This is a genomic window from Azorhizobium sp. AG788, from assembly GCF_004364705.1.
Taxonomy (GTDB): Bacteria; Pseudomonadota; Alphaproteobacteria; order Rhizobiales; family Xanthobacteraceae; genus Azorhizobium; species Azorhizobium caulinodans.
The window spans coordinates 61,943-82,384 of sequence record NZ_SOBM01000005.1; the positions used below are offsets into that span (position 1 = coordinate 61,943).

Annotated in this window: 15 protein-coding genes; 8 read left to right on the top strand and 7 right to left on the bottom strand. The window is 66.5% G+C overall.

The window, feature by feature from the left end:
• Nucleotides 1-7: 7 nt before the first annotated feature.
• The 4 genes from DFO45_RS13900 to DFO45_RS13915 all read right to left on the bottom strand — a co-directional run bounded on the left by DFO45_RS13900 (nucleotide 8) and on the right by DFO45_RS13915 (nucleotide 5,842).
• The gene (locus DFO45_RS13900) at nucleotides 8-1,378 is read right to left on the bottom strand and encodes a glutamate--cysteine ligase (protein WP_133865341.1); all 1,371 of its coding nucleotides are present in this window, start codon (nucleotides 1,376-1,378) and stop codon (nucleotides 8-10) included.
• A 223-nt stretch (nucleotides 1,379-1,601) separates the two neighbouring features.
• Nucleotides 1,602-2,600 carry an AI-2E family transporter gene (locus DFO45_RS13905; RefSeq protein ID WP_133865342.1) on the bottom strand — a complete coding sequence of 333 codons (999 nt, stop codon included), beginning with the start codon at nucleotides 2,598-2,600 and terminating at the stop codon, nucleotides 1,602-1,604.
• Nucleotides 2,601-2,686: 86 nt separating this feature from the next.
• Entirely contained in the window at nucleotides 2,687-4,336 is a 1,650-nt protein-coding gene (locus DFO45_RS13910; RefSeq protein WP_133865343.1) for a long-chain fatty acid--CoA ligase, read from the bottom strand.
• A gap of 174 nt (nucleotides 4,337-4,510) precedes the next feature.
• On the bottom strand, nucleotides 4,511-5,842 hold the full coding sequence (locus DFO45_RS13915; RefSeq protein WP_166657130.1) for an outer membrane protein transport protein: 1,332 nt from the start codon (nucleotides 5,840-5,842) through the stop codon (nucleotides 4,511-4,513).
• Between the two features lie 445 nt (nucleotides 5,843-6,287).
• Between DFO45_RS13915 and DFO45_RS13920 the strand changes: the two genes are divergently transcribed.
• The 6 genes from DFO45_RS13920 (at nucleotide 6,288) to DFO45_RS13945 (ending at nucleotide 13,507) form a co-directional block, all read left to right on the top strand.
• The gene (locus DFO45_RS13920; RefSeq protein ID WP_133865345.1) at nucleotides 6,288-6,770 is read left to right on the top strand and encodes a MerR family DNA-binding transcriptional regulator; all 483 of its coding nucleotides are present in this window, start codon (nucleotides 6,288-6,290) and stop codon (nucleotides 6,768-6,770) included.
• An 82-nt stretch (nucleotides 6,771-6,852) separates the two neighbouring features.
• On the top strand, nucleotides 6,853-7,989 hold the full coding sequence (locus DFO45_RS13925) for a thiolase family protein (protein WP_133865346.1): 1,137 nt from the start codon (nucleotides 6,853-6,855) through the stop codon (nucleotides 7,987-7,989).
• Nucleotides 7,990-8,003: 14 nt separating this feature from the next.
• Nucleotides 8,004-10,328 carry a 3-hydroxyacyl-CoA dehydrogenase/enoyl-CoA hydratase family protein gene (locus DFO45_RS13930; RefSeq protein WP_133865347.1) on the top strand — a complete coding sequence of 775 codons (2,325 nt, stop codon included), beginning with the start codon at nucleotides 8,004-8,006 and terminating at the stop codon, nucleotides 10,326-10,328.
• A 201-nt stretch (nucleotides 10,329-10,529) separates the two neighbouring features.
• Nucleotides 10,530-12,320 (top strand): acyl-CoA dehydrogenase C-terminal domain-containing protein, encoded by a 1,791-nt coding sequence (locus DFO45_RS13935; RefSeq protein ID WP_133865348.1) that lies wholly within the window; start codon nucleotides 10,530-10,532, stop codon nucleotides 12,318-12,320.
• 59 nt (nucleotides 12,321-12,379) lie between these two features.
• Complete coding sequence (locus DFO45_RS13940) at nucleotides 12,380-12,688, top strand: SCP2 sterol-binding domain-containing protein (protein WP_012171499.1); 309 nt, start codon at nucleotides 12,380-12,382, stop codon at nucleotides 12,686-12,688.
• Nucleotides 12,689-12,967: 279 nt separating this feature from the next.
• Nucleotides 12,968-13,507: a hypothetical protein gene (locus tag DFO45_RS13945; RefSeq protein ID WP_012171500.1), complete on the top strand. Its 540-nt coding sequence runs from the start codon at nucleotides 12,968-12,970 to the stop codon at nucleotides 13,505-13,507.
• Nucleotides 13,508-13,762: 255 nt separating this feature from the next.
• Here the strand turns inward: DFO45_RS13945 and DFO45_RS13950 are convergent, their stop codons facing one another.
• A complete protein-coding gene (locus DFO45_RS13950; protein ID WP_012171501.1) occupies nucleotides 13,763-14,188 on the bottom strand; it encodes an organic hydroperoxide resistance protein in 426 nt (141 codons plus the stop codon).
• Between the two features lie 239 nt (nucleotides 14,189-14,427).
• Here DFO45_RS13950 and DFO45_RS13955 point away from each other — a divergent pair, with 239 nt between their 5' ends.
• Both DFO45_RS13955 and DFO45_RS13960 read left to right on the top strand, forming a co-directional pair.
• Complete coding sequence (locus DFO45_RS13955; RefSeq protein ID WP_043879442.1) at nucleotides 14,428-15,735, top strand: MFS transporter; 1,308 nt, start codon at nucleotides 14,428-14,430, stop codon at nucleotides 15,733-15,735.
• A 512-nt stretch (nucleotides 15,736-16,247) separates the two neighbouring features.
• Nucleotides 16,248-17,123, top strand: a complete 876-nt coding sequence (locus DFO45_RS13960) for a hypothetical protein (protein ID WP_133865349.1) — start codon at nucleotides 16,248-16,250, stop codon at nucleotides 17,121-17,123.
• Nucleotides 17,124-17,181: 58 nt separating this feature from the next.
• Here the strand turns inward: DFO45_RS13960 and DFO45_RS13965 are convergent, their stop codons facing one another.
• Both DFO45_RS13965 and DFO45_RS13970 read right to left on the bottom strand, forming a co-directional pair.
• Nucleotides 17,182-18,435 carry a tetratricopeptide repeat-containing protein gene (locus tag DFO45_RS13965; protein WP_208299796.1) on the bottom strand — a complete coding sequence of 418 codons (1,254 nt, stop codon included), beginning with the start codon at nucleotides 18,433-18,435 and terminating at the stop codon, nucleotides 17,182-17,184.
• A 120-nt stretch (nucleotides 18,436-18,555) separates the two neighbouring features.
• Nucleotides 18,556-20,253: a HAMP domain-containing methyl-accepting chemotaxis protein gene (locus DFO45_RS13970; protein ID WP_133865350.1), complete on the bottom strand. Its 1,698-nt coding sequence runs from the start codon at nucleotides 20,251-20,253 to the stop codon at nucleotides 18,556-18,558.
• Between the last annotated feature and the right edge of the window lie 189 nt (nucleotides 20,254-20,442).

The window sequence follows — 20,442 nt, forward strand, 5'->3', positions numbered from 1 at the left end:
AGCAGGATCAGTAGGCGAGTTCCTCGAACACCGGCTCCACCGAGCCCTGCCAGACGCCGTGATAGCGCGACAGCAGATCGTCGGCAGGCGTACGGCCGGTGGCGACCACCTCTTCCAGCGGCGCGAGGAAGCGCGTTTCATCCCGGCCCTGGCTGTCGAGCTGGCGGCGGCGGACGAGACCCGCGCGCGAAAGCGCAAGAAGGTCGCGGGCGATGTCCTGCACGGTGCGGCCGCCGATGGTGGCCTTCAGCCCAAGCCGCGGCACCTCATCACGCAGGGTCTGGCGCTCCTCGGCCGTCCAGTCCTTGGCGAGCTGCCAGGCGGCATCAAGGCTCTGCCGGTCATAGAGCAGCCCGACCCAGAGAGCCGGCAGCGCGCAGAGCTTGGCCCACGGCCCCGCGTCGGCGCCGCGCATCTCCAGATACCGCTTGAGGCGGACTTCGGGGAAGATGGTGGAGAGGTGGTTGATCCAGTCCGCAAGCGTCGCGGTCTCTCCCGGCACCGCCGGATGGCGGCCGGCGAGCAGATCGCGGAAGGACGAGCCGGCCACGTCGATATAGGCATCGCCGCGCTTGATGAAATACATCGGCACGTCGAGCGCATAGTCCACATAGCGCTCGAAGCCCATGCCGTCCTCGAAGGCGAAGGGCAGCATTCCGGAGCGCGCATTGTCCGTGTCGCGCCAGATCTCGGAGCGGAAGGTCAGGAAGCCGTTCGGCCGCCCTTCGGTGAAGGGCGAATTGGCAAAGAGCGCCGTGGCGATGGGCTGGAGCGCGAGGCTGACGCGCAGCTTCTGCACCATGTCGGCTTCGGAGGAGAAGTCGAGGTTCACCTGCACGGTGCAGGTGCGGAACATCATGTCGAGGCCGAGCTTGCCCACCTTGGGCATGTAGCCGGACATGATCTTGTAGCGGCCCTTGGGCATGACGGGCGTTTCCGCCCGGCTCCACTTGGGGCTCATGCCGAGGCCGAGGAAGCCGACGCCGAGCGGCTCGGCCACCGTGCGCAGCTGCGCAAGATGGGTGTTCAGCTCCGAACAGGTCTCATGGATGGACACAAGCGGCGCGCCCGAAAGCTCGAACTGGCCGCCGGGCTCCAGCGAGATGGCGCCGCCGGCGCGGGGGTCCGCAAGGCCGATGATGGTCGGGCCTTCCATGATGGGGTCCCAGCCGAGCACGTCCCGCATGCCTTCGAGAATCGCCCGGATTCCCTTGTCGCCTTCATAGGGAACCGGCTCGTGCCGGCCGAGGGTGAAGGGGATCTTCTCGTGCTCGGTCCCGATGCGGAACGCCGCTTCCGGCTTGTTGCCGGCTTCAAGATAGGCAACGAGCTCGTCGCGCGAGCGGATCGGCGTCGCATCGGTGGTGTCGCGGGCCATGAAACTCTAATCCCCGTGCCCTCAGCCGCCGCGCTGGCAGGGCGCCAGCGGCAACGCGGCCGGTTCAAAACCAAGCGGCAGGCCCAGGCGGGCCGGCCCGGCGGCAAGGCCGCCGCCCCGCGCGTCTCGTTCCGGCAGCGGATACGGGATCCGGCCGAAGCGGAAGCCGCAGGGCGCGCGAACATACACGCCGCGGGGGCGCCCGCAAACGCCCCCCGACATCTCAGATGGCGCAGTGGTCGTCGGGGCGGCAGAGCGCAAAGACCAGAACCGTCAGCGGCGTCGCCAGCAGCAGGCCGAGCGGGCCGAGCAGCGTGCCGAACGCGACCACCGAGAACAGCGTCACGGCGGCCGGCAGCGACACCAGTTCCTGCTGCAGCAAGGGCGAAATGATATTGCTCTCCACCTGCTGGACGACGAGGAAGAGCAGCAGCGTGTAGAAAGTGGTCTCCATCCCCACGGTCAGCGCCAGCAGAAGCGCGGGAATGGCCGCCATCACCGGCCCCACCATGGGCACGAATTCCGCGAGGCCGGCAAAAAGCCCGAGCGCCAATGCCGCAGGCACGCCGAGTACGGCAAGGCCGATGCCGCAGAGCAGCCCCACCACGATCATGGCGATGAGCTGGGCCTGGAGGAAGCAGCGGAGCGACTGGCCGATGCCATCCACCCGGCGTCCGGCCGCGTCCTGATGCTGCGGGGAAAAGAGAGAAATCAGCAGGCGCCGGTAGAAGTGGGGCTGCATCGCGAAATAGAGCCCGCCGACGACGATCAGGAAGATTCCGACCAGCACGTTGGCGATGTTGGACGTTACCCCGCGCACCGCCGAGAGCACCGTGGCACCGGAGGGCGTGGCCGCCGCCTCGGCGCGGCGCATGAGGTCATCCACCATGCCGCGCAGGTGGAATTCGTCCTGGAATGTCTCCCACGCGGCCGGCAGGCGGTGGAACAGCTCGCGCACCTGCGCGCTGATGATGTTGCCGAACAGATAGGCCACGACGCCGAGAAGGCCGGCCACCAGCAGGCACACCACGGCGAGGGCCGCGCGAGGCGGGCAGCCGGTGTACCGGGTGACGGCGCCCGCGAGCCCGTGCAGGCCGATCGCCACGAGGATCGCAGCAAAGGCGAGCAGGAGCACGTCCGAGATGGCCCAGGCGGCGAGAAACAGGGCAATGACCGCGCAGGCAATGGCAGCCGCGCGCGCGACGGACCAGTCGGAGAGCATGGCGAACCTCGGGTGGGACCGGTTCGGCGCCGGCCGGCGCCGCCCGCCCCATACCACGCCCCGCCGCCGGGAGCAGCCGCAGCGTTTCAGCTCTGCGGGTGCCGCTGGCGCTCCTCGTCCACCAGTTCCTTCTTGGAGAGCTTGCCCACCAGCGTGCGCGGCAGGCTGTCGCGCACCTCGACTTCCTTGGGCATTTCCACCTTGGAGACTTGCTTGGTCAGGAAGGCCCGCAGATCATCGCCCGTCACCGTTTCCCCGGCCTTGAGCGTGACGAAGGCCTTGGGCGCCTGCCCGCGATAGGGATCGGGCACCCCGATGACCACCGCCTCGGCCACGGCCGGGTGGAGATACAACGCCTCCTCGATCATCCGCGGATAGACGTTGAAGCCACCGCAAAGGATCACGTCCTTGATGCGGTCCACGAGGAAGAGATAGCCGTCCGCATCCACATAGCCGACATCGCCGGTGCGGAAGGCGCCGTCCACGAAGGCCGACCGCGTCTCTTCCGGGCGGTTCCAGTAGCCCAGCATGACCTGCGGCCCGCGGGCGCAGACCTCGCCCTTCTCGCCGACGCCGAGAATGCGCGTGGGGTCTTCCAGGCTGCGAATCTCCAGCACCGTCTGCGGCACCGCCTTGCCCACCGAGCCGTCCTTGATGATGCCGGTCGGCGGGTTGGCGGTGAGCACCGGCGAGGTCTCGCTGAGGCCATAGCCCTCCACCAGCTTGCAGCCTGTGAGCGCCTCGAAGCGATGACGCACCTCCACCGGCAGCGGCGCGCCGCCGGAAATGCAGAGCTTGAGGGAGGCGAGATCCTGCGGCTGGGTCTCGGGCGCGTTGTTGATGGCGCCATAGATGGTGGGCACGCCGGGGAACAGCGTCGGCCGCGTGCGGGCGATGGTCTTCAGCAGGTCCGCGAGCTGGAAGCGCGGCACCAGGATGATCTCGGCGCCGAGCGCGATGGGAATGTTCATGACCGTGGTCATGGCGAAGACATGGAACAGCGGCAGCACGCCGAGCACCCGCTCGCCGCCCGGCGTCAGGCAGTCCACATGGTCGATGACCTGACGGGCGTTGGAAGCCACGGCGGCATGGGTGAGCATGGCGCCCTTGGGGACGCCGGTGGTGCCACCGGTATATTGCAGCACCGCCACCTCGCGCTCGGCATCCACCAGAACGGGCTTCAGCGCCGGAACATCGGCGGTCAGCGTCTTCAGCGTGACGTGCCGGCCGTCCGACGTGTCGTAGACCGCCTTGTCCTTGCGCTTGAACAGGTTGAACAGCAGCCCCTTGAGCGGGGAGAGAATGCCGGCGAAAGGGCAGACGATGATCGTCTTGAGCCCCGCTTCCTCGGCCACGGCCGCGACGCGGGAATGGATGATCCTGAGGTCCGGCACCACCATGATGGTCGTGCCGGAATCGCGGATCTGGTGTTTCAGCTCGCGTTCCACATAGAGCGGCGAGAAGTTCACCACGATGCCGCCGGCCTTGAGCACGGCGAAATAGAAGATGACCGAATAGGGCGTGTTGGGCAGGCACAGCCCGACCCGCGTGCCGGGCACGACGCCGAGGCGCTGGAGGCCGGCCGCCGCGCGGTCCACGAGATCGCCAAGCTGGGCGTAGGTCCAGCAGCGTCCGAGAAAATTCAGGGCGGTCTTGCCGCCATAGGCGGCGACGCTGCGGTCGAGCAGTTCGGTAATGGGGCTCGCGGCCCGCGCCTGTTCCATGCGCTGGAGCATGGCTCTCCTCCCCTCTCCCGCACCTGCGACGGGTCCGACGGTTCGCGCCGCCGGGGCGCCGCATGACGCGGCTTGTTCTTTGAGCTTCCGCAGCGCCTCACGGCGGATGCGGAAGCGTCAGCTCATCACGCAATTATGGTGAAGTCCCGGCGGCAGGGCCACCGGGACCCGCCGTCACTTGGTGATCAGCGCCACGGCGGTCGGCTGGGGGGCGTCGAACTTGTAGCGCAGGGCGACGGAGACGATGTCCACATAGGCATCGCTCACCTGGGCCGAGAGCGAGCCGCGCAGCGCATTGGCCGGATCGGCCGGGCTCAGGTTCATACTGCCGCTCTGGCCGAAGATGTGGGTATAGGCGAGATCCATGCTGAGCTGATTGGTCCAGGCATAGGTGGCGCCGACCGACAGCCAAATGCGGTTGGAGTCCGGCAGGCGCGGATTGCGCACATCGTCGGTGACCGGCGAGATCTCATAGGCGAGACCGGTGCGCAGCGCGAGGCGCGGATCCCACTGATACTCGACGCCGCCGGAGAAGAACCAGCCGTCCCGCCAGCCGAGGTCAAGCACGGAGATGCTGGCGCCCTGCGGCACCACCACCAGCTTCTGGAGGCTGGACCAGTTCGTCCACTCCACCGTGCCGCTCACGGTCCACTGCGGATTGAGCTGCGACCGGAAGCTGGCCGTGACCTGATCGGGCAGCGTCAGGCCGGCATTGGCCGGGAACATCGCCAGATTCTGGCCGGTCGGGGCGTAAACCGAGACCTGACCCGTGAGATTGAGGTCGATGGAGGAGCGATAGCCGATGCCGAGCGTGGTGCCGGGCGCGAGGGTGAACAGGGCGCCGAGGCTGAAGCCGAGCCCGACGTCATCGCCATCCACCTGTCCGGTGCCGAGCACGGGCCCGGCGGTGGAGACGCCGTTGATCTGCGCCTGATTGAGGCGGGCATCCATGTAGTTCACGGAGACGCCGCCGCCGATGACCAGCCAGTCGTTGACCTTGTAGGCCACGTTGCCCTGAACGTTCACGTCATAGATGCGGCTGTAGCAGCCGTAGAACCGGCCGGACCAGTTGCACGGCGCGTCGGTCACCAGACCGAAGGGCGCATTCACCGAGACGCCCACTGCCCAGCGCTCCCAGGCGTAGGAGGCATACATGGCCGGGATGGCGGCATTGTCCACGATGTCCGAGACGCCGAAGGTGCCGAGATTGGTGCCGGTGATGGGGGCGGTGGCGCGGTTCACGTCGATGGAGGCATGGGGCGCCACATAGCTGACGTTGCCTTCCACCTGCAGCCCCGGCACGAAGCTGATGGCCGCCGGATTCCAGTACATGGAGGCAAGGCCCCATCCGCCGGCCGCAACACCGGCGAAGCTCGTGCCCTGATAATAGGAACTCTGCTCACGCAGGCCGAACCCGCCGGCAGAGGCTTCTCCAGCCCCGGCGAGGGCCAGGACGGGGATGACGACGCCCGGCGCGAAACGCCGCAGATTCCTGATGTGCCTCATGAAACAAGCCCCTCCACTGCAGCATTTCCACCCGGCATCACTGTTCTTGTGCGGTGCGCCTATGAGTGCGCTGGATGCCCTATACGTCATCAGAATGCCGATCCGCGTGCCGCCGTCAACGCGCGCTCTCGATTCCGCCGCCACTATGACACACGTTTCTCCAAGTGTTACATGCTTACAACACCACCTTCAGGCTTTTCCGCAGGGCGTCACGGCGTTTCAGCGCCATGCATGCCTAGAAACACAGTGTTCGGCATTCCGGATTCCAGATCGGTTTCTTGAACGCGCCGCTCACCCAGCGATTATTGCATTGCAATAACGTTTGTGCGCCCGCAAAAACAAAGCCTGCTATCCAATTTTGTTTGGACACGCGCCTGCCGCCACACTTGCAGGGCGATGCGAAGCATGTATCCTAGGGTCCGTTAGATGACGTATAGGTCAACCTATGGCACTCGATGGATCGCACGGTTCCGACACGCCCGGCGCGTCCGCGCATGCGGGCCTGACGGACACCTTCTTCTCCGTCACCGAACTCGCCCGTGACCTCGCCATCACGCCGCGCACGGTCCGCTTCTATGAGGACAAGGGCCTCATCTCGCCGCGCCGGGCCGGCAACATCCGGGTCTATACCAAGCGCGACCGCGCCCGCATGGTGCTGATCCTGCGCGGCAAGCGCCTCGGCTTCTCGCTGCGCGAGATCAAGGAATATCTCGACCTCTATGATGTCGACCCGACGCAGGTGGAGCAGATCCGCCTGCTGCTGAAGAAGGTGCGCACGCGCCTCGAGATGCTCGAGGATCAGCGCGTGGCGCTGGAGGAGAGCATCGCCGAACTCAAGGACATCGAGGATCAGACCCTGTCCGCCTTGGCGATCGCCGATGCGGCGGAAGCTTCGCCGCGCAAGGCGGCGGGCAAGCGGCGGGGCTGAGTCCCGCGGGGCGCCGTCGGGCGCCGGAATAAACAAGAAGACCGAAAGCCGAACGGCATTTTGAAAGCTTGCAGGAGCGCCCATGTCGAACGTCGTCATCGCGGGATATGCCCGCTCGCCCTTCGCCCCCGCCAAGAAGGGCGATCTTGCCCGCGTGCGGCCGGACGATCTCGCCGCCCAGGTGGTGCGCGAGCTGATCGCCCGGACGAAGGTCAATCCCGAGGACATCGAGGACCTCATCGTCGGCTGCGCCTTTCCCGAGGCTGAGCAGGGCTTCAACATCGCCCGCCTCATCGGCATGATCGCGGAGCTGCCCCAGTCGGTCGCGGGCGTCACCGTCAACCGCTTCTGCGGTTCCTCCATGCAGTCCGTGCATATGGCCGCCGGCCAGATCCTGCTGGGTGCCGGCGAGGCCTTCATCTGCGCGGGCGTGGAGAGCATGAGCCGCGTGCCCATGACCGGCTTCAACCCCATGCCGAACCCGGCGCTCTACGCCAAGAATGCCGCCGCCTACATGGGCATGGGCGACACGGCGGAGAATGTCGCGCGCAAGTGGCAGATCACCCGCGCCGATCAGGAGGCCTTCGCGGTGGAGAGCCAGCGCAAGGCGGCGAAAGCCCAGGCCGAAGGCAAGCTGAAGGACGAGATCGTCCCCATCCGCATCAATGGCAAGAGCGTGGACGCTGACAGCTGCATCCGGCCCGAGACCACGGCGGACGACCTCGCCGGCCTGAAGCCGGCCTTCGACCAGAACGGCACCGTCACCGCCGGCACCTCTTCGCCTTTGACGGATGGCGCCTCCGCCGTGCTCGTGTGTTCGGAAGCCTATGCGGAAAAGCATGGGCTTGAGGTTCTGGCGCGCCTGCGCTCGGTTGCGGTCGCCGGCTGCGCGCCGGAGATCATGGGCATCGGCCCGGTGGACGCGACCCGCAAGGCGCTGTCCCGCGCCAACATCAAGATCGAGGACGTGGATGTGGTGGAGCTGAACGAGGCCTTCGCCTCGCAGGCCATCGCCTGCGCCCGCGATCTCAATGTGAAGCCGGAGACGATCAACATCGACGGCGGCGCCATCGCGCTCGGCCATCCGCTCGGCGCCACCGGCGCGCGCATCGTCGGCAAGGCGGCTTCGCTGCTGAAGCGCGAGGGCGGGCGCTATGCGGTCGCCACCCAGTGCATCGGCGGCGGCCAGGGCATCGCCACCGTTCTCGAGCGCGTGTGAGCGGAGGCGCCACCATGAGCGAGATCCGCAAGGCCGCCGTCATCGGCGCCGGCGTCATGGGCGCCGGCATTGCCGCCCACATCGCCAATGCCGGGGTGGAGGTGCTCCTCCTCGACATCGTGCCCGAGGGCGCAACCAACCGCAGCGCCATCGCCGAAAAGGCGGTGGAGCGGCTTCTGAAGGCGGAGCCCGCCGCCTTCATGTCCAAGCGCAACGCCAAGCTGGTGAAGGCCGGCAATATCGAGGACGACCTCGCGGCCCTCGCGGAGTGCGACTGGATCGTGGAAGCGGTGGTGGAGCGCCTCGATGTCAAGCAGGCGCTCTACAGGAAGATAGACGCTGTGCGCAAACCCGGCACGGCGGTCTCTTCCAACACCTCCACCATTCCGCTTGCGGCGCTGACCGAGGGGCTGTCGGACGGCTTCCGCCGCGACTTCCTCATCACCCATTTCTTCAATCCGCCGCGCTACATGCGCCTGCTGGAGATCGTCTCAGGACCGGAGACGGATCCCGCGACCGTCGCCGGCGTCAGCGCGTTTGCCGACGTGAAGCTCGGCAAGACGGTGGTGACCTGCAAGGACACGCCCGGCTTCATCGCCAACCGCCTCGGCACCTACTGGATGCAGCTTGCGGTGGGGGAGGCCTTCGCCCTCGGCCTCACGGTCGAGGAAGCCGACAGCGTCATGGGCCGGCCCTTCGGCATTCCCAAGACCGGCGTATTCGGCCTGCTCGACCTCGTCGGCCTCGACCTGATGCCGCACGTGCAGGGCAGCCTTGAGCGCGCGCTGCCGAAGGACGATCCGTTCCAGAAGACGGTGCGTGACATCCCCCTCATCCGCACCATGATCGAGACCGGCCTCATAGGCCGGAAGGGCAAGGGCGGCTTCTACCGGCTGAACCGCGACGGCGGCGGCAAGGTGAAGGAAGCCATCGATCTTGCGAGCGGCGGCTACCGCCGCGAGGAAAAGGCCCGCCTGCCCGAAGTGGAAGCAGCCGCCAAGAACGTGGGCGCGCTGCTCGGTGCCGCGACGCCGGCCGGTCGCTATGCGGTCTCCGTCATGGCCCGCACCCTCGCCTATGCCGCCTGGCTTGTGCCGGCGGCGGCGGACGACGTGGTGGCCATCGATGACGCCATGCGCCTCGGCTACAACTGGAAATGGGGGCCGTTCGAGCTGATCGACCGCATCGGCGCCCCCACCCTCATCACGGCGCTGGAAGGCATGGGAGAGCCGGTGCCGGAATTCCTGACGCTCGCCCGCGACAAAACCTTCTACCGGGTCGAGAACGGCAAGCGGCAGCATCTCGGCCGAGACGGCACCTATCGCGACATCGTGCGTCCCGAAGGCGTGCTGCTGCTCTCCGACATCAAGCTCACCGCCCAGCCGGTACTGAAGAACGGTTCGGCGGCCGTGTGGGACCTCGGAGACGGCGTGCTGTGCTTCGAATTCACCTCCAAGTCCAATTCGCTGGACGAGGGCATCATCGCGCTCTTGGGCAAGGCGTCCAAGCTCGTGAAGGACAAGCACAAGGCGCTCGTCATCTATAACGAGGGCTCCAACTTCTCCGTGGGCGCCAATCTCGGCCTCGCGCTGTTCGCCTGCAACATCGCCGCCTTCGGCGAGGTGGAGAAGCTGGTGGCGGCAGGCCAGCAGGCCTATCAGGCGCTGAAATACGCCCCCTTCCCCGTGGTGTCGGCCCCCGCCGGCATGGCGCTCGGCGGCGGGTGCGAGATCCTCTTGCATTCGGATGCCGTGCAGGCCCATGCGGAGAGCTATATCGGCCTCGTGGAATGCGGCGTCGGCGTGCTGCCCGGCTGGGGCGGCTGCAAGGAGATGCTGACCCGCTGGCAGACCGACCCGGCCCTGCCAAAGGGCCCCATGCCCGCGCCCTCCAAGGTGTTCGAGATGGTGAGCACCGCCACCGTGTCGAAATCCGCCGCCGAGGCCAAGGAATACAAATTCCTGCGCGAGAGCGACGGCATCACCATGAACCGCGACCGCCTGCTGGCGGACGCCAAGGCCAAGGCGCTTGCGCTGGCGGAAAACTATGTGCCGCCGAAGCCCGTGGACCTGACACTGCCAGGCCCTTCCGGCCGCGTGGCGCTGGAGATGGCGGCTGAGAGCTTCCACAAGCGCGGCATCGCCACCAAGCACGATCTGGTGGTGGCCTCCGCGCTGGCGGAAGTGCTCACCGGCGGCCCGGCGGATCACATCCAGCCGGTCACCGAGGCGCAGGTTCTGGAACTGGAGCGGGCCGGCTTCATGAAGCTGATCCGCACCAACGCGACACTGGCGCGGATCGAGTCCGTGCTGGAAACGGGACGCCCGCTGCGCAACTGAGCGCAGGGCGCGGAAACGGCCGCTGCGACCGGGGGCGGACAGCAGCGGCCAGGGGCATGGCCGGCGCGGCATGCTGCGGCCGGCCATGCCCTATCCGCCGGAGAGATGCGGGCGCCTTCGGCCTGCCCCGCCCCTCCCCATCGGCGGGCGGCAGGCGTAGAAGGCGGAAAACGCAACGAACAGGTTCAGGGAGTTGAGACCATGCAGACCTATCAGCCGCCGCTGCGCGACATGCGCTTCGTGCTCCATGAGCTGCACGGAAGCGACGCGCTCAAGGATCTCAAGGGGTGCGAGGACATCTCCACCGACCTCATCGATGCCGTGCTGGAGGAAGCCGGCAAGCTGGTCACCGAGGTGCTCGCGCCGCTGAACGTCGTGGGCGATGCCGAAGGCTGCCGCTATGAGAATGGCGTGGTGCGCACCCCGACGGGCTTCACCGACGCCTACAAGACCTATGTGGAAGGCGGCTGGAACGGCATCGCCTGTGATCCCGAATGGGGCGGCCAGGGCCTGCCGGCGAGCGTCACCAAATTCGTCGAAGAGATGATGTGCTCGGCCAATCTCTCCTTCGGCCTCTATCCCGGCCTCACCCACGGCGCCTATCAGGCGCTGAACAGCCATGCCTCGCAGGAACTGAAGGAACGCTTCCTGCCGAAGATGGTGGAGGGCGTATGGTCCGGCACCATGTGCCTCACCGAACCCCATTGCGGCACCGACCTCGGCCTCTTGCGCACCAAGGCCGAGCCGCAGGCGGATGGCTCCTATAAGATCACCGGCTCGAAGATCTTCATCTCCGCCGGCGAGCATGACCTGACCGAGAACATCATCCATCTGGTGCTCGCCCGCCTTCCGGACGCGCCGAAGGGCATCAAGGGCATCAGCCTCTTCCTGGTGCCGAAGTTCCTGCCGACCGAGGATGGGCGCCCCGGCCCGCGCAACGGCGTCACCTGCACCGGCATCGAGCACAAGATGGGCCTGAACGGCTCGGCCACCTGCCAGATGTCGTTCGACGAGGCCACCGGCTGGCTGGTGGGCACGCCCCACAAGGGCATGGCCGCCATGTTCACCATGATGAACTCCGAGCGCCTGTCGGTCGGCACGCAGGGCCTCGGCATCGGCGAGGCGTCCTATCAGAGCGCCGTCGCCTATGCCCGCGACCGCGTACAGGGGCGCGCCCTCTCAGGTGCCAAATATCCCGAGAAGGCCGCCGACCCGATCATCGTGCATCCGGACGTGCGGCGCTCGCTCATGACCATGCGGGCCTATAACGAGGGGTGCCGCGCCCTCTCCGGCTGGGTGGCACGCAATCTTGACCTGATGGAACGTTCCAACGATCCGGAAGAGCGCCAGCAGGCGGAGGACTTCACCGCCCTCATGACCCCCATCGTGAAGGCGCTGTTCACGGATCTGGGCTTCACCAATGCCTCGCTCGGCGTGCAGGTCTATGGCGGCCATGGCTACATCCGCGACCACGGCATGGAACAGTATGTGCGCGATGCGCGCATCGCCATGATCTATGAGGGTACCAACGGCATCCAGGCGCTCGATCTCGTGGGCCGCAAGCTGCCCGCCCACACCGGGCGCTACCTGCGTAGCTTCTTCCATCCGGTGCTCGCTTATATCGACGCCAAGATGGACGACGAGAATCTCGGGCCGCTGGTAGGCCCGCTCGGCAAGGCCTTCGGCGCGCTCCAGCTCGCCACCGGATACATCGCCGAGAAGGGCCTCAAGGACGCGGAAGAGGCCGGCGCGGCTGCGACCGACTATCTGCGCCTCTTTGGCCTCGTGGCGCTCGGCTACATGTGGGTGCGCATGGCCGAAGTGGCGTTCGAGAAGCGGGCCACCGCCAATGGCGAAGCCGCCTTCTATGACGCCAAGATCACCACCGCCCGCTTCTTCATCGATCGCCTGCTGCCCGAAGTGGCCGGCCTCTGGGGCGCCATCAAGTCCGGCAAGTCGTCCATGATGGCCCTTCCAGACGACGCCTTCTGATCCCCTCCCCCGCCGCGCCCGCTTGCCCGGGCGCGGCCCTCGTCCCCGCCGGAGCAGTCATGGCCGAAATCGCCACCCTCATCGACGCCCTTGAAGAGCGCGCCAGCGCCCTGTCCGCGCTCAACCACACCGTTCGCTTCGATCTCACAGACAGCGGCCAGTCCATCCATCTCGACGCCACCGGCGGCGGCGTGTCCGTGACTGAGAGCGATGCCGAGGCCGAAGCTGTCCTGAAGCTGTCCTCGGACACGCTGGACAAGTTGATTACCGGGCGGATCGGCCCGATGCTCGCCTTCTCCACCGGCCGTCTGCGGCTGGAGGGATCACAGGGCGTGGCGCTCAAGCTTGCCGGCCTTCTGGATTCTTGAACTCGGCTGAACTGAACAGCCGGGGCCCCGATCGCCGTTTCTGGCCTGATGCCAAGGTGGCGGCGCAACAGCCGATCATGCACGAAATATTTGTGACGGCCTCTGCAATCCTGAGCTGCCGAGGTCGCCAAAAAATCTCCAACCTCAACTTGGCCGCGAGAACAGCTACGCCTGCGATTACCTGAAATAGGGTTAATCGTCTGTGAAGGCTCTGGCGGTCTGGCGGCAAAATGGTAGAGTGCGCGCCGTGGTGACGGACCCCAGCTTTGGGAGATTTCTATGAAGTCCGCTTTCTATGGTGCGCTGCTGGCGGTGGCGTGCGCCATCACCGGCGCACAGGCCCAGACGGCGCCTGCCAAGCCCGCCAATGTTGAAGAGATGAAGCCCGCGAACTGGCTGTTCGTGCAGGTGGCCGATTCCGTGACGGTCGATGCGACCACCATCACCCTCAAGGGTGTGGCTCCGCAGACCCTCATGTTCTCGGATCGCCCCGAGCGCATGACGGGCGATGCGCCCACGGCGAATTTCGTGAAGTTCTGGAACACCGGCAAGGACAGCTTCCAGAAGGATCCGCCGAACGCCACCCTCGCGGTGACCGTGGACGGCAAGCCCCAGACCGCCGTGGTCGAACTGACCGATCCGGTGATCAACGGCGACACCCTCGTCTACAAGTACAAGGTGCTGAGCGACGACAAGCCGGTTTCCGGCACCAACGCCAGCCTGTTCATCGACTGGTGGTACGGCTACGGCCCCTACTGGCACCCCGGCTACTGCTGGCGTGGCCCCTACGGCGGCCTGCACTGCCGTCCGGGCTGGTGATCTGACGATCGCCGTCGAGGCCTGAAACGAAACCCCGCCCGGCGGCGCCGCGGCGGGGTTTTGTTTGTCCGGAGGGACGGGAAGACGCGCGCCGGATGCGGGCGTGGGGGGAGAGCGCCCCACATCCGGCGCGCACACCGATCCGCCGGTCAGGCGGGCCGGGAACGCTTCAGGCGGCGGCGCGGGACAATGGCCGGCCGAATTCTTACGTCCGGCCGATGCGATTCCCGCTGAAGCCACCTCGCAGCCTCGCCGTCAGACGACCGTCAGGCCGACATCCACATTGCCGCGGGTGGCGTTGGAATAGGGGCAGACCTGATGGGCCTTGGCGACCAGATCCTCGGCCTGAGCCCGCTCGATGCCCGGCAGCGAGACGGCGAGCGCGGCGGTGATGCCGAAGCCGCCTTCCGAGCGCGGACCGATGCCGATGGTGGCGGTCACGGTCGCCTCTGCCGGAATGCGCACCTTCTCCAGACCGGCGACGAACTTCAGCGCGCCGAGGAAGCAGGCCGAATAGCCGGCCGCGAACAGTTGCTCGGGATTGGTGCCCTCGCCGCCGGCGCCGCCCAGTTCCTTCGGCGTGTCGAGCTTCACGGAGAGCTTGCCGTCCTCGGTGACCGAGCGGCCGTCACGGCCCCCGTTGGCAGTGGCCTTGGTGGTGTACTTCACATCGACGGACATCGCTTGATCCTCGTACCTTGAGAAATCGATGAGAAACGGCCAAGCCGCTTCCGTGCCATTTAAGTAGCACACAATTTGATTGTGTCAAATTTATTTTGCAGACCGCCGTCGGCATCACCCAACCTTCCGCAACGGAACACTAACCCTTTGATATGAATTGCTAATTCCCTAGCGGCATGTAGGCATCTGACGCTTTGTGCGCCATAGTGCCGCCCATTTTCCGACCCGAGAGGCCCCCAATGCCCGCCCCGCAGCCTCAGGCAGCGCCCTCCTCCAAGGCCATGACAGTGCTCCGCGTCACCAGCGGCAACTTCCTGGAGATGTTCGATTTCTTCCTGTTCGGATTCTATGCGACGCACATCGCGCACGCCTTCTTTCCGGTCAGTGATGCCTATGCCTCGCTCATGCTGACCTTCGGCACCTTCGGCGCCGGCTTTCTCATGCGCCCCCTGGGGGCGATCATTCTCGGCGCTTATGTGGACCGCCTCGGCCGCCGGCAGGGTCTGATCCTCACGCTCGGCATCATGTCGCTGGGCACCGTCCTCATCGCCTTCGTTCCCGGCTACGCCACCATCGGCATGGCCGCGCCGCTTCTGGTGCTGCTCGGCCGGCTGCTTCAGGGCTTTTCCGCGGGCGTGGAACTGGGCGGCGTCTCCGTCTATCTCGCGGAGATCGCGACGCCCGGGAACAAGGGCTTCTATGTTAGCTGGCAGTCGGGCAGCCAGCAGGTGGCGATCATCGTGGCTGCCCTCCTCGGCTATGCCCTCAATGCCTGGATGGCGCCGCAGGCCGTCTCCGACTGGGCCTGGCGCATTCCCTTCTTCATCGGCTGCCTCATCGTGCCCCTGCTGTTCCTCCTGCGTCGCTCGCTCGAGGAGACGGAGGAGTTCCTCGCCCGCAAGCATCGCCCCGAGCTCGGGGAGATGTTCCGCACCATCGCAGGCAACTGGAAGATCGTTCTGGCGGGCATGATGCTTGTGGTGATGACCACCGTGTCCTTCTACATGATCACCGTCTACACCCCGACCTTCGGGCGGGCGGTGCTCAAGCTCTCCCAGACAGACGCGCTGCTGGTGACGCTGTGCGTCGGCATTTCCAACTTCTTCTGGCTGCCCGTCATGGGTGCTCTGTCGGATCGCATCGGCCGCAAGCCGATCCTCATCATCTTCACCGCCCTGACGCTGCTCACCGCCTATCCCGCGCTCGCGTGGCTGGTGGCCAACGTCACCTTCGGCAAGATGCTGGCGGTCGAACTCTGGCTGTCCTTCCTCTACGCCAGCTACAACGGCGCGATGGTGGTGGCGCTCACCGAGGTGATGCCGGCGCACGTGCGCACCACGGGCTTCTCGCTCGCCTACAGCCTCGCCACGGCGCTGTTCGGCGGCTTCACGCCGGCGGTGTCCACCTGGCTCATCGAGCAGACGGGCGACAAGGCCGCGCCGGGCTACTGGCTGATCTTCGCCGGCGCCTGCGGCCTCATCGCGACCTTCATCCTCTACGGGCGCCAGGGCGCCATGGTGGCAAAGCCCGCCGTGCGGACGAACTGATCCATCACCGCATCTCTCTTGCGATGCCTCCGGCCTCCCATGGTCGGAGGCATTTTTCTTGGAATCGAGCCCGCGCCCTGCCCCGGCCCATCGCCCTTCCGGCAGGAGGACGCGCGCCCTCCCTCCCGCATCCGCCGCCCTTCCCGCAGCACGCTCATGCTGCGCCGGCACACACGCCATGCGTGCAGCATTGCCGACAGCCCGTGAAAGTCGGGACAGGAATCGACAGGGTTAATTCCCGTTCATGTTCGGCAAGCTTGAAGCAAGATTAACCCTACACTCTGCTAGCAATGGAAACGGGGGACGAGAAATAGGTTCGGAGATCAAGATTATCCGGACCAGGCTTGATTTATCCCATTCATGAAACTCAGCCTTGGCCAGCGGTCATCCAGCCGCGAGCCAGAAAACACTCCTTTATCCTTTTCTTCTCATTTTCGTCCTCATGCCGATTTCGCCAACGCGACCTCCGTGGGCCGCGTCGCCGGGTAGGTTCTCGAAGAAAAGGCTTGCTCATGACCAACCGTCTCCCCGCCCCCTGGCTTGCAGTCGCCCTTGCGCTGGGCCTCGGCGCGGCCAGCATTGGCGGGGGGATCTACAGTTCGGTGCAGGCTCTTGCCATCGCACGCGGGGCTCAGGCCGTCTCGGAAGGGCCGGCACATGCCATGCGCCTGCTGACGGATGCCGACCGCCTGCTCATGGACGGTCTCAGCGAACTTTATCGGCAGGATCGCTTCCCCGCCCAGGCTGGCGGGCGGGGCGGGACAGTCCGGACGGCGGAAGCCGCACATCGCTTCTCGATGCAGCTTATCGCGACGGCGCGCCTGACGCCCATTCTCGCCGACCGCCTCAAGGACATTGAAGACGACTTCAACCGTGCTGTCCGGCGCGCGTGCAGCCGGGGCGGCGCCGAGGAAGGACCTGACGCGGGGCTCTGCGCCCCCGCTCTCCGGCGCGTCCATGACGGCCTGTCTGTGCTGCGGAACGAACTTGCGGACGTGACCCTCGCGCACCGCGAGGAACTGGAGCGGGATGCGGCCGCCAACACGCGCATCACCCTGATCGCCGCCTTGGCAGCGACCCTCTCCCTGGTGGTCATCGTTCTGATGCGCCTCTCCGCGGCGCGCGGGCCGGCCGGCCTTTCGCGGGCCACGCAGGCGGCCGATCTCGCGGCGGCGGTGGACCACAAGGTGCGTTCGGTTCAGGCGGAGACGATGCCGGTGCCTCCAGGCCTCCCCTCCGCCCGGATCGGCGCCGCGGACACCTCCAGACCATCAGCGGGGACGCCGCAGCGCGGCGAACCGCAGGGATTGCGCGCCGGCCCGCAACGGCGCGCATCGCAAGGGCACCCACACCTGGAACAGGCGTGGGTGCCCTCTCCGATGCCCTGAAAATCCGGGTTTTCGACGCCTGCTCAGAGGCCGGTGCCGCTCCGTCCGTAGAGCGGGCTCAGGCGACGTTGCGCGTGCTTCCTTTGCTGGCCCGGCGGATCAGCAGGTCCTGAAAGGCCGCGAACAGGCGGCGGATCGGTTCCACCTTGTAGGGGAACATCTGCGGATCATCCGCATCATGGATGACCATGGCGATGTCGGCCTCGAACAGCAGCAGGCGACCGTCCGCAAGCTCCGCGCAGTCGATGGCGAAATAATCGAGGCCGATGCGCTCAGTGAGAGCGCGGAAGGCGGCGGCATGGCGCACGGCATAATCTGCCTCAAAGCCTCCCATGAAGACGGCTTCCTCGGCCCGGCGTTCCGCATGCTGGCGCATGCCGGCATTCACGTAATGGATCATCCAGTCCTGGGACGTGGCGCCATGGACCGCATAAGCGGCGCCATCGATGAAGGCGATGCGCTGCTTGCGGAACAGCCCGTCTTCGCGGCTGTAATCGATGAAGGGGCTGATGAAGAACTCCGCCTCCTTCTGCAGAAGCAAATAGAGCGTGAACTGATCGCGGCTGGTGATGCGCTCAAGGCCGTTGCCCGCGTGGCTGCCGATGGGGCGCACCACCATCGGATAGCTGAAGGGCAGTCTTGAGCCGATCTCGTTGCGCATGTGGTCTTCGAGATCCGCGCGCGGCACGCGCACGGCGGCCGGCGACAGCACGGTCGGCTCATCGGCGAACAGGGCGCACACGCCGTCGCGGGTCAGGGACGCGATGCGGCCCGCCGGAGCATTGAGCACCGGCACCGGCCAGTCGGCCAGCAGCGCATCGAGACGCAGCAGGATGGGATCATTCTCGGGCGACTCGGCGATGGCGACGATGGCGAGATCGTGGGCCGGCAGGCCGGAGAGGTCGCTCACATCCGGGTCCAGATAGACGTAGTCGAGCTCGAAATCGGAACCCGTGAGCAGGAAATCCAGCGGCGTATTGGCCATCAGATCTCCGGCGGTGACGAAGGCAAGAAGCCGCAGCCCGCCACCGCCGCCATACGTCCGATGGAACTGCCGGCAGAGGGAGAGCGCAGCCGCCTGCGCCTGTTCGGCCTTCACGCTCGCCTTGCGGGCCATGAGCAGGGCCGACATGTCGAGAAGGGCCGCGGCGTCCTCGGGGTCGGCATCGAGTCGGGTGACAAGCCCATCCCACACGGGCGCCATGTCCTGCCGGGCTTCCAGCCCCCGGACCATGGCGGCGACACCGATCAGCGGATGGCGGGCGGGAACGGAAAGGGCCGGTCGTACCGGAGAGGAAGCCGCAATTGTCATGAACGCCTGTGACAGCAAGGGATCGCCCGCGGGCGCATGGGGCACACTCGCGCCCCGACCTTGCCTTGGGCTTGCGCGGGAAGGCGGGCGCTGAAGCCAGCACCCGCCCCGTTCCGCGCCTCAGGCGGCGTGGAGGTCCGACACGAACCGTTCCACCGTCCGCCGCAGGTCGACCGCTTGGGTAGACAGGCCCTGCGAGAGGGTCAGCAACTGGCTGGAGGCCGAGCCGGTGAGTTCGGCCGCCTGCCCCACGCCGCCGATATTCTCCGTCACCTGCTGGGTGCCGGTGGCGGCCTGCTGGCAGTTCTGGGCGATTTCACCGGTGGCCGCGCCCTGCTGCTCCACCGCGCCGGCGATGGAGGAGGAGATCTGCTTGATGTTGCCCACCACGCGGATGATCTCGCCCATGGAGCTGACGGTGCCCTGTGTCGCCTGCTGGATTTCGGCGATCTTGCTGGCGATCTCGTCCGTCGCCTTGCCGGTCTGGGCCGCCAGTTCCTTCACCTCGGACGCCACCACGGCAAAGCCCTTGCCGGCCTCGCCGGCGCGGGCGGATTCGATGGTCGCGTTGAGCGCAAGGAGATTGGTCTGGTCCGCAATGCCCTTGATCAGGACGATCACGTCACCGATGGCCTGGGCAGAGCGGGCGAGTTCCACGATGCGCTCGTTGGAGGTTTCCGCCTCGCGGAAGGCCACTTCCGCGACCGAGGCCGAATGGCTCACCTGCCCGGTGATCTCGCGCACGGAGGCCGCCAGTTCCTCGGAAGAGGCCGCCACCGTCTGGACATTGGTCGCCGCCTCCTCGGCCGCGCTCGCGACCGCCTGGGCCTGGCGGGAGGTCTGCTCCGCCGTGGCCGACAGGTTGCGGGCGGAATCGGCCACCTGCGCCGACGAATCGGCAAAGGTCGCGGCGATCTGCTGGATCTCGGCGACGAATGCCTCGGCGAGCTTCTGCCGCTTCTGGATCTGAAGCCGCTCGGCGGCTTCCCGCTCCGCCTGCTGCTGACGGGCCACTTCCGCAGCCTGCAACTGCTCGCCAAGGACAGTGAGCGTGCGGGACATGGCGCCGATCTCGTCCGCCCGTCCGGTCTCGTCAGGCTTGCGGCTGAGATCGCCGTGGCCCATGGCCTCCATCACGCCCATCATCGCCTCGAGCGGGCGCACGATGCTCCGGCGCACGAGGAAGAGCGCCAGGCCGATGACCAGCACGGTGGCGGCGACGATCACCGAGATGGAGGTCGCATTGGCGCTGGCCGTCACGTCATCGGCCCGCTTGTTCTCATCGGCCATGTAGGTCTGCATCTCGGCAGTGAGCGCGACGGAGTCCTGGCTGATCCTCTCGATCGCCGGCTCGCATTCGGACCGCATCAATGCCGCGGCACGTGCATTCTCCACGGGCGTGCGGGCCACCAGCGACAGCTTGATCGTGGAGGCGCAGGCCGTTTCCATGGTCCGCGAAAAACTGCTGCCGATGCTCTCGATGCGCGACGAGAAGGCCGGAGCGAGCTTGGCCGCATCGGAAAAGATGCCGCGGGCGGTCTCGACGACTTCTTTCATCGCCTTGTCGGCGGCGGCGACCGACGCATCGTCGGGCGCGTTGATCAACTGATAGATGGCAAGCTCCGTTCTCACCATGAATCGATTGGCGCGGGCCATCCGCGTCGCGGCAGCGGCCGGCCCTTCGATGATGCCGGACAACAGGTCGTTGATCGCCGTGGACTGGCTGGCGCCATAGAGGGCACCGCCGATGCTGACAGCGCCAAGCAGCACAAGAAGGGCGACGATCTTCCAGATCATCTTCAGATTATTGTAGAGCAAGAAAGCCTCCGGACTTCATACAACCTCAGAGAGACCTCCCTCCCCTATTACCCCCATCTTGCGCCAAACTTGCCGAAGCGGAACCCGTGTGTGGGCGGCGGTCGCCTTCGCATTTTTTGAATTTTTCCAGAATGTTGACTGCCTCACCGTCGTCTCAGGAGCAGCGCGAAGCCGTATCGCGCACCATAG

Excerpts from the sequence above, each read along its gene's own strand:
- DFO45_RS13900 (WP_133865341.1), bottom strand. The coding sequence starts at position 1,378 with ATGGCCCGCGACACCACCGATGCGACGCCGATCCGCTCGCGCGACGAG.
- DFO45_RS13905 (WP_133865342.1), bottom strand. The coding sequence starts at position 2,600 with ATGCTCTCCGACTGGTCCGTCGCGCGCGCGGCTGCCATTGCCTGCGCG.
- DFO45_RS13910 (WP_133865343.1), bottom strand. The coding sequence starts at position 4,336 with ATGCTCCAGCGCATGGAACAGGCGCGGGCCGCGAGCCCCATTACCGAA.
- DFO45_RS13915 (WP_166657130.1), bottom strand. The coding sequence starts at position 5,842 with ATGAGGCACATCAGGAATCTGCGGCGTTTCGCGCCGGGCGTCGTCATC.
- DFO45_RS13920 (WP_133865345.1), top strand. The coding sequence starts at position 6,288 with ATGGCACTCGATGGATCGCACGGTTCCGACACGCCCGGCGCGTCCGCG.
- DFO45_RS13925 (WP_133865346.1), top strand. The coding sequence starts at position 6,853 with ATGTCGAACGTCGTCATCGCGGGATATGCCCGCTCGCCCTTCGCCCCC.
- DFO45_RS13930 (WP_133865347.1), top strand. The coding sequence starts at position 8,004 with ATGAGCGAGATCCGCAAGGCCGCCGTCATCGGCGCCGGCGTCATGGGC.
- DFO45_RS13935 (WP_133865348.1), top strand. The coding sequence starts at position 10,530 with ATGCAGACCTATCAGCCGCCGCTGCGCGACATGCGCTTCGTGCTCCAT.
- DFO45_RS13940 (WP_012171499.1), top strand. The coding sequence starts at position 12,380 with ATGGCCGAAATCGCCACCCTCATCGACGCCCTTGAAGAGCGCGCCAGC.
- DFO45_RS13945 (WP_012171500.1), top strand. The coding sequence starts at position 12,968 with ATGAAGTCCGCTTTCTATGGTGCGCTGCTGGCGGTGGCGTGCGCCATC.
- DFO45_RS13950 (WP_012171501.1), bottom strand. The coding sequence starts at position 14,188 with ATGTCCGTCGATGTGAAGTACACCACCAAGGCCACTGCCAACGGGGGC.
- DFO45_RS13955 (WP_043879442.1), top strand. The coding sequence starts at position 14,428 with ATGCCCGCCCCGCAGCCTCAGGCAGCGCCCTCCTCCAAGGCCATGACA.
- DFO45_RS13960 (WP_133865349.1), top strand. The coding sequence starts at position 16,248 with ATGACCAACCGTCTCCCCGCCCCCTGGCTTGCAGTCGCCCTTGCGCTG.
- DFO45_RS13965 (WP_208299796.1), bottom strand. The coding sequence starts at position 18,435 with ATGACAATTGCGGCTTCCTCTCCGGTACGACCGGCCCTTTCCGTTCCC.